This is a genomic window from Chthoniobacterales bacterium (genome assembly GCA_035274845.1).
GTDB lineage: Bacteria > Verrucomicrobiota > Verrucomicrobiia > Chthoniobacterales > UBA10450 > AV80.
Genome location: DATENU010000022.1, coordinates 214,928 through 231,166, shown reverse-complemented (window position 1 = coordinate 231,166; position 16,239 = coordinate 214,928). Strand labels below are relative to the sequence as shown.

General features: G+C 61.5%; 10 protein-coding genes. 7 read left to right on the top strand and 3 right to left on the bottom strand.

The window, feature by feature from the left end; all coding sequences use genetic code 11:
* Positions 1-3 precede the first annotated feature (3 nt).
* Both VJU77_17135 and pbpC read left to right on the top strand, forming a co-directional pair.
* Positions 4-5,652: an alpha-2-macroglobulin family protein gene (locus VJU77_17135; GenBank protein HKP05077.1), complete on the top strand. Its 5,649-nt coding sequence runs from the start codon at positions 4-6 to the stop codon at positions 5,650-5,652.
* Entirely contained in the window at positions 5,649-7,904 is a 2,256-nt protein-coding gene (pbpC, locus tag VJU77_17130) for a penicillin-binding protein 1C (protein ID HKP05076.1), read from the top strand. Before VJU77_17135 ends, pbpC begins: the two co-directional genes overlap by 4 nt.
* A gap of 102 nt (positions 7,905-8,006) precedes the next feature.
* On the opposite strand, the gene VJU77_17125 is transcribed toward pbpC, so the two are convergent.
* The gene (locus tag VJU77_17125; GenBank protein ID HKP05075.1) at positions 8,007-8,615 is read right to left on the bottom strand and encodes a hypothetical protein; all 609 of its coding nucleotides are present in this window, start codon (positions 8,613-8,615) and stop codon (positions 8,007-8,009) included.
* A gap of 5 nt (positions 8,616-8,620) precedes the next feature.
* On the bottom strand, positions 8,621-9,637 hold the full coding sequence (gene floA, locus VJU77_17120; GenBank protein ID HKP05074.1) for a flotillin-like protein FloA: 1,017 nt from the start codon (positions 9,635-9,637) through the stop codon (positions 8,621-8,623).
* Between the two features lie 182 nt (positions 9,638-9,819).
* Between floA and argC the strand changes: the two genes are divergently transcribed.
* Genes argC through VJU77_17100 form a run of 4 tightly spaced genes read left to right on the top strand, consistent with a single transcriptional unit; the run spans position 9,820 to position 14,362 of the window.
* A complete protein-coding gene (argC, locus tag VJU77_17115; protein ID HKP05073.1) occupies positions 9,820-10,845 on the top strand; it encodes an N-acetyl-gamma-glutamyl-phosphate reductase in 1,026 nt (341 codons plus the stop codon).
* Positions 10,842-12,191 (top strand): bifunctional glutamate N-acetyltransferase/amino-acid acetyltransferase ArgJ, encoded by a 1,350-nt coding sequence (argJ, locus tag VJU77_17110; protein ID HKP05072.1) that lies wholly within the window; start codon positions 10,842-10,844, stop codon positions 12,189-12,191. The genes argC and argJ overlap by 4 nt, the downstream gene beginning before the upstream one ends.
* Before the next feature lie 9 nt (positions 12,192-12,200).
* On the top strand, positions 12,201-13,076 hold the full coding sequence (gene argB, locus VJU77_17105; protein HKP05071.1) for an acetylglutamate kinase: 876 nt from the start codon (positions 12,201-12,203) through the stop codon (positions 13,074-13,076).
* A gap of 2 nt (positions 13,077-13,078) precedes the next feature.
* Complete coding sequence (locus VJU77_17100) at positions 13,079-14,362, top strand: aspartate aminotransferase family protein (protein HKP05070.1); 1,284 nt, start codon at positions 13,079-13,081, stop codon at positions 14,360-14,362.
* A gap of 20 nt (positions 14,363-14,382) precedes the next feature.
* Here the strand turns inward: VJU77_17100 and VJU77_17095 are convergent, their stop codons facing one another.
* Complete coding sequence (locus VJU77_17095) at positions 14,383-15,147, bottom strand: carbonic anhydrase family protein (GenBank protein ID HKP05069.1); 765 nt, start codon at positions 15,145-15,147, stop codon at positions 14,383-14,385.
* A gap of 155 nt (positions 15,148-15,302) precedes the next feature.
* Between VJU77_17095 and argF the strand changes: the two genes are divergently transcribed.
* Positions 15,303-16,202: an ornithine carbamoyltransferase gene (gene argF / locus VJU77_17090; GenBank protein ID HKP05068.1), complete on the top strand. Its 900-nt coding sequence runs from the start codon at positions 15,303-15,305 to the stop codon at positions 16,200-16,202.
* Positions 16,203-16,239 lie beyond the last annotated feature (37 nt).

Genomic DNA, 16,239 nt, shown 5'->3' with positions numbered 1-16,239 from the left:
AATATGACTCGTTCATTTTGGCTCGCGCTGGGGTTCCTTCTTGTCACCAGCGCATTCGCCGAAGATCGTGCGGTGCAGCTCCTTTTGCCTTCCCGGCGGCTCGACTCGACGAGCACCTTCGAGCTGCGATTCGCTTCCGAAATGGTGCCGGCCGATCAAATCGGAAAACCGGCGACGGTTTCGCCGCTTGTTCTTGCCCCGTCAGTCGAAGGTCAGTTCGTGTGGCTGAGCACCCGCAGCGGGACGTTTACGCCCAGGGGAACTCTGCCGCTCGGGACGAAGTATCAGATTTCGCTTCGGCCGGGACTGAAGGATGCGGCGGGGCGCGAGGTGAAGTCGAGCCTGCGGGAGACCGTGGAGACGCCGCCGTTGCGGGTGAAGGGTCTTTCCACCCTCGGCCCCTCAGATCCGGAAGATGCGCCGGCCAATCCGCGTTTCCTCCTTCTGTTTAATGCCAATGTTGACGCGGCTGCCTGCGCGAAATTCATCCACTTCGTCAACGGCGCCGGCACAAAAATAGAGGCGAGAGTCCAGGGTGACGATCCGAAGGACCGCGACCGTTTATTTTACCCTTACCAGAGCGACGATCGATCCCTGGCCGCGTGGGGAGAGAAACCGGAGGCGGCGGAACCGGAGGGAGAGTTTTCCGAGCGGGACAGCGATAAGCCGCATACGCTGCGCAAGAACATTCTCCTGATTTCAGCGCCAAAGCCGCTTCCACCGGGCAATGGCTGGAAGCTCGTGATCGACGCCGGGCTCCCGGCGATGCAATGGAAAACAGCCCTCCCTGTAAAAAAGGAAATTGAGATCGGCCGGGTGAAGCCGTTCGTGATTGCGAGCATCGCGGCGGAAAGCAACCGGATCGCCGGACGACGGATCATCATCGAGTTTTCGAAGCTGCTCGCGGCGGACGTGACCGAAGAAACCGTTTTGCGCTGGATCTCCGTCTCCCCGGCGCCGGAGAAACTCAAAGCGGAAGTTGATGGGCGTTACGTGACGTTGAAGGGCAATTTTGCGCTCGGCCCGAAGTATCGGGTGACGACCAAACCGGGCCTGATGGCGAGAGAGCCGTTCAAGCTGGAGCGCGGCCAGACGAACGACTTGACCTTCAAGCAGGTCGCGCCCCGGCTTTATTTCGAAGACTTTTCGACGAGCCAGCACCGCGCCGGAACCCGGCGTTTTCGGCTTCTGTCGATCAACGTCCCGCGGGTCAAGGTCACAGCTCGTTTGTTCACTGGCGACAACATGACGGTGGCGCTTAAGGCCTACGATAAGTACGAAGAGTTTACCGAAGGCCGGCCGGCGGACGAAATGTATAGCCGGGTCGATGTCGAGAAACTGCCCGGACAGGTCATCTGGGAGCGCGAACTGAATACGGCTGCGGCCGTCGATAAGCAGGAGATCGTCCCGTTAAGCTGGGATGAAATCCTGGGCGAGAACAAGACCGGCGCCGTTTTGCTTACGGCCGAATCGATCGATGCCGTCGCGGCGAGCAGGGAGCGTGTCGGCACCCAGGCGGTGATTCAGCTCACCGACATCGGCTCGGTTTGGAAGAACGATTTCAAGCAACTGACGCTCCACCTCTTTTCGCTGACGACCGGAGTGTCGCTCCCAAATGTTCAGCTTCGGCTCATCGATACCGAGTTAAAACAGATCGGCGAAGCGGTGACCGACGCCCAGGGAGGCGCGCGCTTGCCGTATTCGAGCGACGCGCGCTGGGTCTTCGCGCAACGCGAAGGCGACAGCTACCTGATCGCGATCAACGCGGGCGATGCTTCGGTTCCGCTCTACCGGCTCGGGGTCACGGATGATTACGGCGACGAGCCGGAGTTGAGCTCGATATTTCTCTTCACCGAGCGCGGAGTTTATAAGCCTGGCGACGTAGTCCATCTCAAGGGAATCGCGCGGAACCTGAACGAGAATCAATCGACGTTGCCTGCTGGTCAGACGCTCGTCGTAAAGATGGAGGACGCGAAAGATCGCGAAGTGTTCAAGGAAAAGGTGACGCTGTCGGAGTTCGGATCGTTCGCGCAGGAGATAAAGATTCCCGTGGGCAGCCTCGGAAAATATCGGGTGTCGGTCGCGGATGAGGAAAAGACGCACCGGTTCAGCGGCAACTGCGATTTCCAGGTGCAGGAGTACCGACCGAACGCATTCGAAATCCTTATCCCGGCGCCGCCGAGCGCCACCGGCCCGCTCGCGCTCGATTTGCCAATCACGGCGAAATACTTCATGGGCAAGCCGCTCTCGAAAGCGAAGCTCACCTGGTCGCTCGTCGCGCGCGACGAGGCATTCCGGCCGGAAGGGCTTTCCGATTTCGCTTTCGGCAATGGGATCGACGATTTCCAGCTGAACAAGGCGCTCGACCGGATTTCGCAGTTCAATGATCAGGGGACCGCCGACCTCGCGGCTGACGGCACGGTGAAGATCACGGCGCAATTGCCGATGAACCCAAACGCCCCGCAGCCGCGCGCGGCGAAGTTAATTTGCGAAGTGACCGACATCAGCCAGCAGACCGTTTCGGAATCGCGTTCCTTCGTGCAGCACAGCTCGGATTATTATTTTGGACTGCGCCGGCTCGACCCCATGTACAAGGAAGGCAACAAGGTGCCGGTCGAGTTGATCGCCGTCGCCCCGGACGGAAAGCCATTGCCCGCGCCGGTGAAATCGACGGTGCGCCTGACCCGAATCACGTGGCAGACGAATCGCCTCGCGGGAGCGGGGGACACCACGGAGTTCGAGAGCAAAGCGGAGCGGCATGTGGAATGGGAGCGCGAGCTCACGACGACGCCAGGTGCAGGCTCCGATCGGAAACCGAAGGTGGCGACATTGGCGGATGTGCTGGCAGGAAAACCCGGCCAGTATCTGCTCGAAGTCGCCGGCAAAGACGCGCAAGGCCGCGACATTCTCACCTCCACTACTTTCCAGGTCGCCGGACCGGCCGAGACGGTTTGGAATTATCGGAACCCGTACGCGGTCGATCTCGTCACGGACAAGGAAAGCTACGAGCCGGGACAGACGGCAACGATTCTGGTTAAGACGCCGATCGCGGGCGCAGCGTTGGTGACGATCGAGCGCGACAAGGTCCTGCGTTCCTTCGTCACCCAGCTCACTGGCAACGCGCCATCGGTCCAGGTGCCGTTGACCGACGCCGATGCCCCGAACGTTTTCGTCTCCGTGATGCTCCTGCGCGGCGCGAACGATAGTCCAAAGAAAATCAAGATGCCGGAATACCGGATCGGCTATTGCGAAGTGAAAGTGGTCCGGCCTAAAGACAAACTGGCGGTCACCGTGAAATCCAGCGGCGCGACCGCGAAGCCGGGCGAAAAAATCCAGCTCGACGCCGATGTCCGCGACGCCACCGGCAAGGCCGCCGCCGACTCAGAGGTCGTCCTTTACGCAGTAGATGAAGGCGTTCTCTCTTTGACCGGTTACAAAACGCCCGATCCGCTCAGTTTCTTTAATCAACGCCGCAAGCTCAACGTGTTCACGAGCCTCACCTTGCCGACGCTGTTGAAGGAAGACGTCGACGACTCCGATTTCGCGAACAAAGGTTACCTGATCGGCGACGCCAAGGGCGGCCCGCCGGCGATGGATGGGTTACGGAAGAATTTCCTCGCGCTCGCATTTTGGAACGCGGCCCTGCGGACGGACGCGCAGGGGCACGTCCACGCCGAGTTCAACGCGCCGGACAGCCTGACGCGTTACCGCATCATCGCGGTCGCGGCGTCGCGGCAGAACCAATTCGGGACCGCCGAGTCCGCGGTCGAGATCAATAAGCCGTTAATGATCGAGGCGTCGCTGCCGCGGTTTGGCAACGTCGGCGACAAACTCACCTTGCGAGCCGTTCTCCATAACAACACCGACGCGGCCGGCGAAGCGGAGGTTGAGTTGCAACTCGATCCGACCGCGAAGGCTGCGGAGACGAAACGCCACCTCACGGTTCCGGCGAGGGGATCGGTCCCAATCGATTTCCCGGCGGAATTCGTGGCCACTGGTCATGCGCAATGGCGCTGGAGCGCCCGCTTCAACGGCGGCCAGAGCGGTGAATTGACCGACGCGCTGCAATCCGAACTCGACGTCAACTACCCGGCGCCACTCGTCCGCGAAGTCCAAACGAAGCGGATCGAGACGAACGACTCCGAGCTGGGCCGCGTGACTGATCCGCAAATTCTCGAGGGCGTCGGAAAAGTCGACGTCAATGTCGCCAACACGCGCGTGACCGAGATCCGGGAGGCGCTCCGGCAATTGCTCCATTATCCCTACGGTTGCGTCGAGCAGACCACATCGAGCCTGCTGCCGTGGCTGACGGTGCGAGATCTGCGCGCGGCGGTTCCCGAGCTGAACAAGAGCGACGCGGAAGTGACCGAAGCGGTGAGCCGAGGCATTGACAAGCTGTTTTCGATGCAAACCAGCTCGGGTGGGTTGAGTTACTGGCCGGGCGGCAACGAGGCCAGCCGCTGGGGGAGCGCGTATGCCGGTCTCGCCCTCGCCCTCGCGCAAAGGCAGCGATTCGAAGTGCCGGCGGGGGAAATGAAGAAGCTGCTTGGTTACCTGAGCGAACAACTGCGCGGCACGGCGACGGACGCGACCGGTTACCGGTTATCGGATCGTTGTCTCGCCGTCTACGCACTCGCGATCGCCGGGAAACCGGAGGCAGCCTATCACGATTTGCTGTTTCAAAAACGCGCCCAGCTTTCGGCCGAAGATCGCGCGTTGGTGGCGCTGGCCGTCCTCGAGAGCAAGGGACCGAAAAACATGGTCGACGAGTTGTTGAAACCGGCGGCGGCGACCGACGGTTATCTGGACGAGTTCTTCGGTTCGGTCGCCCGCGAAAACGCGCTTCATCTCATGGCGTGGACGCTTCATCAGCCGGCTTCGCCGCGCGTCGACGAGCTGGCGGTGGAGTTGTTCACCCGCCGGAGCAACGGGCATTGGAGCACCACCCAGGCGAACGCCTGGTCCGTCCTCGCCCTTTCTACCTACGTCCGCACCATCGAAACGGGCGACCGGAACGCGAGCGGTGAAGTTCGCTGGAACCGGGCGGTGGTTCCTTTTTCGGTCAGCAACTCAAAGCCGCTGATGACCTCGTCGTTCCCGATCGACGGCGGCGGCAGCGCCGAGGCGATTCGAATCAGCAAGACCGGCGGAAAGGTTTACACTGAGATGACGGCGGAAGCGCGGCCGAAGCTCGTCGAGCAGCCGCGGCAGAACCGCGGGTACACAATTACGCGCCGTTATTCCAAGCTCGATGACGAGGGAAAACTGGGGCCGGCGGAGAATTTGCGAGTGGGCGATCGCGTCCTGGTGACGCTCGATATCCAAGTCCCGCGCCGCGCGACTTATCTCGCGGTAGCCGATCCGCTTCCCGGAGTTTTCGAACCGATCAACCCGGTCTTCAAATCGCAGGAAGTTGTCGCGGGCGAAACGCTGGGCACGGAATGGGTGAGCGATTACAACGAGCTGCGGACCGATCGCGCTCTATTTTTTGCGGACGTGCTTTATCCGGGGCAATACAAGTTGCGCTACCTGGCCCGGGTCATCTCCGCCGGCGACGCCCTCGCGCCCTCCGCGAAGATCGAAGAAATGTATCACCCCGAGCGAATGGGCACGACCGAGACGAGCCGTGTCCACACGGAATCGTTGAAGTGAAACTCTGGCGTCGCCATTTGCCTCTTCGGTTTTACCCGGGATCGATCGTTGGAACGCTGGCCGCGTTCCTGGTTGCAGGGCATTTTGCGCTGAAGCTCGTCCCTCTTCCTTCGGTCTTGCTGCGGCCGCCGATTCAAAGCATCGCCTTGCTGGACCGGAACGGAATTCCGCTCAGGGAAGCGCGGGTCGCCGAGCGCTTCAGCCATGAGCTCGCGCTGGACGAAGTGCCGCCCCACGTCATCGACGCAATTCTGGCCGCCGAGGACAAACGGTTTTTTTCGCATCATGGGGTCGACTGGATTGCGACCGGGCGGGCCGCGCTCAAAGGGTTGGTTCGTGGCCGAATCGTTTCCGGTGCTTCGACCATCACCCAGCAACTGGTGAAAATCTCCGAGCGCCGGCCGCGAACTTTGCGCTCAAAATTGATCGAAAGCGTTACGGCTCTTCGTCTCGAGCAAACGTGGTCGAAAGAGCAAATCCTGGTCGCGTATCTTAACCGCCTCGACTTCGGCAATCTGAACCTCGGCCTTTCTTCCGCGGCGGATTATTATTTCGACAAGCCGGTTTCGGATTTGAGCGTGGCGGAGGCTGCCTTTCTCGCCGGGCTTCCGAAGAACCCGCGGAAACTCAATCCCCACCTCGCGCCAGAGGCCGCGCGGCGCCGGGAAGAAACCGTGTTGCGCCGGATGCGCGAGAATGGCTGGCTCGATTCGGCGCGGCAGGAGAGAGCGCTGGCGGAATCGCTTGCGCTGCGCCCGCCGCAACGCCGTTTTCGCGCGCCCCATTTTGTCGAGATGGTTCTCCAGCAGCTGCCGGAAACGCCACGCGCGGAACTGCGAACCACGCTCGATTTTCGCCTGAACGAGCAGGTGGAAAAAATCGCGCGGGAGCGGCTGGCCCAATTGCGCGAGCAGAATGTGCGCAACACCGCGGTGGTGGTGATTGATAATGCCAGCGGCGATGTCATTGCGCTCGTCGGCTCGGAGAATTACTTCGCGCCGGGCACCGGGCAGGTGAATGGGGCGTGGGCCCCGCGGTCGGCTGGCTCGGCGCTAAAGCCGTTTACCTATCTTCTCGCGCTCGAGCGCGGTGCGACCCCGGCGACGATGGTAGCCGACGTGCGGACGAGTTTCCCGGCGGAAGGCGGTTTTTATCGGCCGGAAAACTACAATCGGCGTTGTTACGGGCCAGTCCGTTTCCGCACGGCCCTGGCCAGTTCGCTGAACATCCCGGCGGTGAAAGTGCTGCTGGCCGCGGGAGGGCCGGCCGCCTTGCATGAGCGCTTGCGCGAGTGCGGTCTAACGACTCTGAACCGGCCCCCGGAAGTTTACGGCCTCGGCCTGACCCTGGGAAACTGCGAGGGACGCCTGCTCGAAATAACCAACGCCTACGCGAGCCTGGCGCGCCTTGGCGAATACCGGCCCTGGCGGGTCCTGGCCGATGCCCCATCCTCGCCCCGGCGGTATTCCCGCCCGGAGCTCGTCTGGCAAATTGCCGATATCCTGAGCGACAATTCCGCGCGCACCCTTGCTTTTGGAATGAATTCGGCGCTGCGCTTCGATTACCCCGTCGCCTGCAAAACCGGGACGAGCACCGATTTTCGCGATAACTGGACCATTGGTTTCACACCGGAATTTTCGGTCGGCGTTTGGGTGGGCAACTTCGACGGCGCGCCCATGCGCGAGGTTTCCGGCGTGACTGGGGCCGGGCCAATTCTGCATGCGGTGTTCGATTATCTGCATGCGAGCCGCGGCACGAGCTGGTACCGCGCCCCGGCCGGAATTGTCGACCGGACCATCCATCCCCTTACCGGAAAATTGCTCGCCGATCTGGACCCTCGCGGGTTGCGCGAGAAATTTGTAGTCGATCGGCTTCCCTCTCCCGAATCGCCGGCGGACTATGACGCGTCCGGAAAGGTCCAGCTAGGGCCGGAGTACGCCGATTGGTTTCGGAGCGCGGAGAACATTGTCCGGGACCACGCGGTCCTCGCCTCGGGTGGTGACGATTTGCGGATCACTTCGCCACTGCCGGGAAGTGTTTACGTGGTCGACCCAGACGTCCCCTCCACGCAGCGCATTCCGCTTCGGGCTTTTGGAGCCGGCAAAGTGCAGTGGCAAAGTGATTCGCTGGCTTGCCGCTCTGAGGGAGGGGCTGATTTCGCCCTCGCTGCCGAAGGCGAGCATCAACTGATCGCAATCGACCCTGCGACAGGTCGTCGAGCAGAAACGCGCATTCGCGTTCGTTTTCTGTAGCTGTAGCGACGGCGCTCTGTCGCCGTAAGAACGCGCCGCCTGTATTTCGGCTTCCGTACGCCGACAGAGCGGCGTCGCTACAACAGCGTGTCTTCGCGTCGATTACAATCCGCTCGTTAGGTCAATCGGCTGCAAGCTGCGCGGAGGTCCGAAAATTTCGCGCAAGACGATAGCGTCGCGCAGGCTTTGCGTCGTCTTCAACCGGCCCGCTAAAGTGGAGAGGTCAGGCTGCGCGACCTTGCCAGAGCGCCGAGATGGATCATCGACTTCGCCGGGCCGCCTGATTTCGAAGCTGAGTTCGCTCACTGGCACTGGCCTGGGGATTTGCGGCTCCGATCGTTGCGGCATTGGCGGCGGTTCGACGGCGGCGGGCAGCGGCGGAGGGACAGTCTTAAGCCGCGGAAGGGGCGAGGGTAGAGGCGGCACATGAGGCATCGCTCCACGCACCGTTGGTCGTCGAGCGACCGGGGGCGGCGGGTGGGCGCCGCGGGGCTGACCTAGCGCTTCCAGAAAACGGCGGATCCGTTCCTCTTCCGATTGCGGATTGTTGCGCGGAAGCGGCTCAGACGGCGGTGGCGGAGGTTCCGAAACATTCTCCGAGCTTTTCCCTTTTTTCGCGAGCCACTGGATGAATCCGATGGCCGCGAAAATAAGAATGAGCCAGGGATGATCGAGGATATTGGCCGCCAGAGTTTGGAGAGCGTGACTCATTGCTCTCAGGTGCCTTCCGTCCGCGGTTTGTCGCCGCCCGCGATCGACTCCCGCATCGTGGTGTCGGCCTGCACATTTTTCATCCGCACATAATCCATGATGCCGAGATTGCCGGAACGAAACGCGTCGGCCATGGCCTGCGGAACGAGCGACTCCGCCTCCACCACTTTGGCGCGCATTTCCTGGGTCTTGGCGCGCATCTCCTGCTCCACCGCCACCGCGGCGGCGCGGCGGACCTCTGCCTTCGCCTGCGCAATTCGCTTGTCGGCGTCCGCCTGTTCGCTCTGCAATTTCGCCCCGATGTTGTCGCCCACGTCCACGTCCGCGATGTCGATGGAAAGAATCTCGAAGGCCGTGTTGCTATCGAGTCCCTTGGCCAGGACCGCTTTGGAAATTCGATCAGGATTTTCTAACACATCCTTGTAGGAATCAGCCGAGCCGATGGCGCTCACGATGCCTTCGCCGACGCGGGCGATGATCGTCTCTTCCGTGGCGCCGCCGACGAAGCGATCCAGATGCGAGCGGACAGTCACCCGCGCTTTGACCTTCGCGCCGATGCCATCCTTTGCGACGCCATCGATCGTTTGCCGGCCCATGCTCGGGTTGGGCACGTCGATCACTTTCGGATTGATGCTGGTGCGAACGGCTTCGAGCACGGTTTTGCCGGTGCCTTTCGTCGCCAGGTCGATCGCGCAGGCCCGATTGTAGTCGAGCGAAATGCCGGCCTTGTCCGCCGCAATCAGGGCGAGGATCACCTGGTTAACGTCACCACCCGCGAGGTAATGCGCCTCGAGCGGATCGCTCGGGATATCAATGCCGGCTTTGACGGCGGTGATGCGATTGTCGACCACCATTCCGACCGGCACCTTTCGCAGGCTCATTCCAAACATCTTGAATAACCCCACGGGCGCATTGGCGAGCCGGGCCCGAAGCCAAAAATTGAAGAACCGGAAGACAATGATGCAGAGGATAAAAGCGACCAGGGCAACGACCGCGATGACGACGAGATAAAGCGACTCCATGGGGGCAGATTAGCGGGGCCGATTCGGCACGTGAAGTCTATTCCGAATGGTAGGGACGCCGCGCTGCGGCGTCCGCGGTAGTGCGCCCAGAGTGGTTCGCTGGGCGGACGCCGCAGCGCGACGTCCCTACCAACGCAATCTTTCGTTGCAATCCCCGCGAGACGGAATACGCATTGCGCGCAATGAAAACCAGGGTCGCGGTGGTGGGCGCTTCCGGATACACCGGCGAGGAGCTGGTCCGGCTGCTTTTGCGGCATCCGGGCGCGGAGCTCGTGGCCTGTACCTCGAGGCAGTTTGCGGGCAGGAGTGTCGCCGACGTTTTCCCGCGCACTGGTTTGCATTCCGCCGCGCACTCGGTCCGGTTCAGCGAACCATCCGCCGAAAAGTTGAGCGCCGACGCCGAGGTCGTCTTCCTTGCTTTGCCCCATGGCGTGGCGGCCGAGTTCGCCGCGCCGCTTCTGCAACTGGGCGCGCGCGTCATCGATCTCAGCGCGGACTTCCGGATCAGAAACCCGGAAATCTATCGGGAGTTCTACGGTCACGAACACGGCGCGCCCGATTTGCTCGACGGCGCGGTCTATGGCTTGCCGGAGATTTATTCGGACAAGATTCGGGAGGCGCGCTTGATCGCCTGCCCGGGTTGTTATCCGACGAGTATTCTTTTGCCGTTGATCCCGCTCCTGCGAGAGAAATTGATCGAGCCGGGCAGCATCATCGCTTCGAGCCTGAGCGGGGTGAGTGGAGCCGGCCGGAAGGCTGAGCTCGATTATCTCTTTGTGGAATGTAACGAAAGCGTCCGGCCCTATGGCGTGCCGAAACATCGGCATCTGGCCGAGATCGAGCAGGAATTGTCGATCGCAGCTGGAAGCTCGATCAAGATTCAATTCACGCCCCATTTGGTCCCGGTGAATCGCGGTATCCTCACGACTCTCTATCTCACGCCGACGGACGGACAACGCATCGGCGCGGCGTTCCAGAACGCCTACGCGGACGCTCCTTTTGTTCGCCTGCTGGGAGAGAAGGCCTTGCCTGATACGAAGAACGTCATCGGCTCCAACGTCATCGAAATCGCCTGGCGCCACGATCCACGCACGGGCCGCCTCATCGTCATGAGCGCCGAGGATAATTTGCTCAAAGGCGCCAGCGGCCAGGCGATCCAATGTTTCAATTTGATGCGCGGTTACGAGCAGACCGCGGGATTGCTGTGAAGGACTCGTTCCGAAAAATTGACGGCTCGATTTGCGCCCCTCGCGGATTCAAGGCCGCCGCCGTTTTTTGCGACATTAAGCGGCTCGGGACCGGCAAAGGCTCGGAGAAAGGCCGGAAGCGCGATCTCGCGTTGATTGTCTCCGATATTCCGGCGGCGGTCGCCGGGATGTTCACCACCAACCAGGTTTGCGCGGCGCCGGTAAAAGTGAGCGCGAAAAATTGCCGCCGTCGCTTCGTGCGGGGCATTGTGGTCAATTCCGGAAACGCCAACGCATGCACGGGTGCTCGTGGGTTGGCCGACGCTCAGGAAATGACGCGCTGGACGGCGTCCGCTGTAGCGGCGGTCTCTGACCGCCGAAATAAAATTACTGGCGATCGGTCGACGGTCAGAGACCGCCGCTACAGGAAAATTACCCCGAAGGACGTCCTCGTCGCGTCGACGGGCCGGATCGGGGTGCCGATGCCGATGGCGAATGTGGAGCGCGGGATTCTGGATGCCGCGCAGCGACTGGCGCGCAGCCCGGAGGCCGCTCGCGAAACCGCCGAAGCGATCATGACTTCCGACACGCGCCGGAAAGAGATCGCCGTTGAGTTCGAGCTTGGCGGCGTTCCCGTTCGAATCGGTGGAATTTGCAAAGGCGCTGGAATGATTCAGCCAGGGATGGCGCCGCACGCAACGATGCTCGGATTCCTGACGACCGACGCGGCGATTGCGAGCGACGATTTGAAAACTGCCTTGGAGCGCGCCGTCGCGCAAAGCTTCAACCGTATCACGGTCGATGGCGACATGAGCACCAACGATACGGTGCTGATTTTGGCGAATGGTTTGGCTGGCAATGGGCCGGCGGGTCTCGGGCTTTTTCAACAAGCGCTCAACTTTGTAACGCTTGAGCTGGCGAAGATGATCGTGCGCGATGGCGAGGGCGTTACGCGTTTCATAATCCTGCGCGTCCATGGAGCTCGAACGGCGGCTGACGCCGAGGCGGTCGCGCGCTCCGTGGCGAACAGCACGCTGGTGAAAACGAGCTGGTTCGGCGGCGATCCGAACTGGGGCCGCATCCTGTGCGCGATGGGCTATTCCCCGGCGAAGGTCGACGAGAGCAAAGTGGACGTAGGCTACAGCCGGCCAGGGAAGAAGAAGGTCACGTTTGCCGTTCGCCGCGGGCAACCGACTCGCGTCGCGTTGCAGACGCTCGGAGCCATCGTGGCCGGGCCCGAGTTCGATCTTCATATTTTCCTGAACAACGGCCGCCATGATTGCGTCCTTTACACGAGCGATCTGACGGAAGAGTACGTGGAGTTTAACAAGGGCGATTTGAGCGATCCGAGTTCGCTCGGTGGTTAATGCGGGGCCATGCAGGAAATCATCACCAAAGCCGGAACGCTCCTCGAAGCATTGCCATACATTCAACGGTTTCGCGGCGAGGTCTTCGTCGTGAAATACGGCGGCAGCTTCATGGATTCGCCCGACCCGGCGGAACGTCATCGGGTCGCGCGCGAAATCGTGTTCTTGGAAGCTGTCGGGATCAACCCGGTGGTGGTGCACGGCGGTGGCAAAGCCGTGACTCGTGCGCTCGAGTCAGCGGGCCTGACGACCACGTTTCTCCAAGGCCAGCGGGTCACCGACGAAGCGACCGTGCAGGTCGTGGATGAAGTTCTTTCCCGTGAGATCAATCCGGAAATCGTCCGAGCGATCGAAGAGCTGGGCGGCCGGGCCCGGGGCTTTGCCGGCACGGAAATCTTTCGCTGCCGGAAATTCTGGCCTAACGACGAGAACGGCAGCCAGATCGACCTTGGCTACGTCGGCGAAGTTTATGACGTGAACGTGGCGCCGTTGCGGGAATGCATCCGGCGCGGGCTCACCCCGGTAATCAGCCCGACCGCGCGGGGCGAGGATGGCCGCATCTACAATTGCAATGCCGATGTCGCCGCGGCCCGGGCGGCAATCGCGCTCTGGGCGCGCCGGCTCGTTTTCATGAGCGACGTTCCCGGGTTGCTGCGCGACCCGAACGACCCAGATTCCCTGATGCGCCACCTGAGTGCGAGTGAAGTGCCCGAGCTGAAGACGCGCGGGATCGTGGGCGAGGGGATGATCCCCAAGGTGGATAGCGCCGTGGCCGCAATCCAGAGCGGCGTGGAGAAGGTGCAATTCGTCGATGGCCGCGTCCCGCACTCGATCCTCTTGGAAATCTTTACGGACGCTGGAGTGGGGACGGAGGTGGTGCTGTGAAGATGGAAATCGGCGGGGAGATGAAAGCGATCAAGGTCGATCGGCTGAGCGATATTCGGAAGCAGTATCAACGGAACGTGGTTCCATCCTACGCGCGTTTCGATCTTGCGCTGGACCATGGCGAGGGCAGCTACGTTTACGACGTTGCGGGAAAGCGTTACCTCGATCTTGGCGGCGGCATCGCCGTCTGCGCGCTGGGCCACGCAAACCCGGAGATCACCGAGGCACTCCTCGAGCAATCGCGAAAACTGCTTCACGTCTCCAATCTCTATTTCACGAAGCCGCAGGCCCGGCTCGCGGAAGCGCTGGTCGGGCTGATCGGGTCGGGTCGCTGCTTTTTTTGCAATAGCGGCGCTGAAGCGAACGAAGGCCTCTACAAGCTGGCGCGCAAGTTCGGCCATGACGCCGGCCGCTACGAAGTGCTCACGACCGACGGATCATTTCATGGACGCACCCTGGCCGGGATCGCCGCGACCGGTCAGGAAAAAGTGAAGAAGGGTTTCGAGCCGATGGTGGACGGTTTCCGGCAGGTTCCGTTCAACGATCTGGAGGCGACGCGCTCGGCGGTCACGCCAAAAACCGCGGCGATTCTTATCGAATCGATCCAGGGCGAAAGCGGGATCACGCCCGCGACGACCGAATATCTGCTCGGCCTGCGGAAGCTTTGCGATGAGCGGGGCATGTTGCTCCTGCTCGACGAAGTGCAGGCCGGTCACTTTCGGACGGGCAAGTTCCACGGCTGGCAGCGCATTCTCGAAGATGTGCCCGGCGCGGAAACATTTGTGCCGGACGCCATCTCGATGGCGAAGGGGCTCGGGGGCGGTTTCCCGATCGGTGCGTTCTGGGTGAGCGAAAAATATGCGGAGGTTCTTTCCGCCGGCACCCACGCCACGACCTTCGGCGGTAATCCGCTCGGCTGCGCGGTGGCGCTGAAGGTCCTTGAAGTCATAGGGCGCGATCAGCTCGCGGAGAATGCGCGCGACCTGGGCGCCTTCATGACTGGCGAGCTGCAACGATTGATCCGGAAATTCCCGACGGTGTTGAAAGAGGTGCGCGGGTTCGGTTTGATGATTGGTTTGGAGTTTCGCGCGGATGCGCCCGGCTTCGGCAAAAGCGAGAAAGCGCCGGCGTTGCAAGTCGTCGACCGTCTGCACGCCGCAGGTGTGCTCACCGTCCCGGCCGCAACCTCCGTGATTCGCCTGTTGCCCGCCCTGAACCTCACCCGGCCGGAAGCGATGGAAGGGTTGCGCGCGATCGAAGTGGTCGTCGCCGCGCTGGCGGCCTAATTCCACAGGCGCGTTCGGCCCTATTGCGGACGGACGTACGTGACTGGCAACGGTGGTTTGTTAACCTGAATGAGTCGGGCATTGTTACCGAGGGCGCGCAGATTCATCAGGCCCGCCTCCCGGATCGTTTGGGGTGTACCGAGGACATACCAGGTGACGGTCTGCGTGCAGGGTGGCGTGGTGAGAGAGCCGGCATAGGTGTAATAGTTGCCCAGCTCCTGCGGCAGCAGTTTGCTGAAAGCGATCGGCACCTGGCCGGACTTCTCGCAAACAGTCTTCGGAAGGCTCTTGAACACGGGCTCTAAAGCGGGATGGTCGGGGCCCTTGTCCAGGATTACACCAATAACCGCGTAGTAGGTCGTGCCGCCGTCGATCCGGGTATGGACGACGTGCATCTCGGCCGGTTTTTCCGCCCCCTCGATGTGATGCTCGCTTGGAACATGGAAGTGAAACTTGACCAGCGTGTACTCAACCTTGTTGATCGTGATCTTGCTGTTGGCCTCGACGGGTGTGACCTCGATGTCATAGCCCGTGTTCCGAATCGTCGCCCTGCCGTCGAGGTACGCTACCTGGATCCGCGGGCCTGGCGTAGGCGCTAGTTTCGGCAGATCAATGGGTGATTGCCTCGTGCCCCCGCATTGGTTCTCCTTGTCCGGTATCTGAATATTCGGCCATTGCGCCGGACCCGAATAGCCGCAGTAGGAGAAGCGCGGCGGGCATTGGTCGTCGCCGGCGAATGCGGACGCAGCAAACAGGAGGAGACTCAAGAGAGGGAGGACTCGCATAGTGATAGGCTGAACAGAACGGAAGGGATTGGCAAGCCTTTCCGATATTGGAGACGACGGTGACAGGCCCAGCGGTTGATCGCCCGAATGCAGAAGCTATGCTGGTTTCTCCGGCGGCAACGAACGTTTGCCCCCGCCCTGGCGGCGTCACAACAATGAAAAATCTCCTGAGCATCGAGCAACTGAGTCGTGAGGAGATGGATGACATCTTCCGCGTCGCCACTTTGCAAAAGCAAAATCGCGGCAAGCACACGGAGTTTCCGCTGCGCGGCCAGACCTGGGGCCTGATTTTTTCCAAGCCGTCGACGCGCACTCGCGTGTCGTTCGAAGTCGGTGTGCGCGAACTGGGCGGAGAAACGATTTTCCTGAACCCCAATGACATTCAGCTCGGGCGCGGCGAGCTGATCAAGGACACGGCTCGCGTCCTGGCCCGCATGGTTCACGGTGCGATCATCCGGACGTTTGCCCAGGCCGATATCGAGGAGTTCGCGGAATTCTCCGCCCTGCCGACGATCAACGCCCTGACCGACGACGAGCATCCCTGCCAGATCCTGGCGGATATTTTCACCATCCAGGAGAAGCTCGGAACCATCGAGGAAAAGGTCGTGACCTTTGTCGGCGACGCGAATTCGAATACGGCGCGCTCCTGGATTTTTGCCACGGCGAAAATGAATTTTGAGCTGCGGCTGGCGGCGCCGCACAAGTATCAGCCGAGTGCGGAGGTGCTAAAGCGCGCCGGCGGGAAAGTGATCTGCAATGCGAACTTGCAGGAAGCAGCGACTGGGGCGGACGTCCTTTACACCGATATCTGGGTTTCGATGGGGAAGGAAGGCGAGGAAGCGCGGCGCCAGGCGGAGCTTGGTCCGTACTGGATCAACGAAGCGCTGGTGAAATTGGCGAAACCGGACGCGCTGGTGATGCATTGTCTTCCCGCCCATCGCGGCCAGGAAATCGACGACGCGACGCTGGAAGCGCACGCCCAGACGATTTTCGATCAATCCGAGAATCGGCTTCACGTGCAGAAAGCGGTGCTCGTAGCGGTGACGGCCAGTTAAAGCGACTACGCAGGTTGCGCTCCTCGAAGCTGCCAGT

Excerpts from the sequence above, each read along its gene's own strand:
- VJU77_17135 (HKP05077.1), top strand. The coding sequence starts at position 4 with ATGACTCGTTCATTTTGGCTCGCGCTGGGGTTCCTTCTTGTCACCAGC.
- VJU77_17125 (HKP05075.1), bottom strand. The coding sequence starts at position 8,615 with ATGAGTCACGCTCTCCAAACTCTGGCGGCCAATATCCTCGATCATCCC.
- floA (HKP05074.1), bottom strand. The coding sequence starts at position 9,637 with ATGGAGTCGCTTTATCTCGTCGTCATCGCGGTCGTTGCCCTGGTCGCT.
- argC (HKP05073.1), top strand. The coding sequence starts at position 9,820 with ATGAAAACCAGGGTCGCGGTGGTGGGCGCTTCCGGATACACCGGCGAG.
- argB (HKP05071.1), top strand. The coding sequence starts at position 12,201 with ATGCAGGAAATCATCACCAAAGCCGGAACGCTCCTCGAAGCATTGCCA.
- VJU77_17100 (HKP05070.1), top strand. The coding sequence starts at position 13,079 with ATGGAAATCGGCGGGGAGATGAAAGCGATCAAGGTCGATCGGCTGAGC.
- VJU77_17095 (HKP05069.1), bottom strand. The coding sequence starts at position 15,147 with ATGCGAGTCCTCCCTCTCTTGAGTCTCCTCCTGTTTGCTGCGTCCGCA.
- argF (HKP05068.1), top strand. The coding sequence starts at position 15,303 with ATGAAAAATCTCCTGAGCATCGAGCAACTGAGTCGTGAGGAGATGGAT.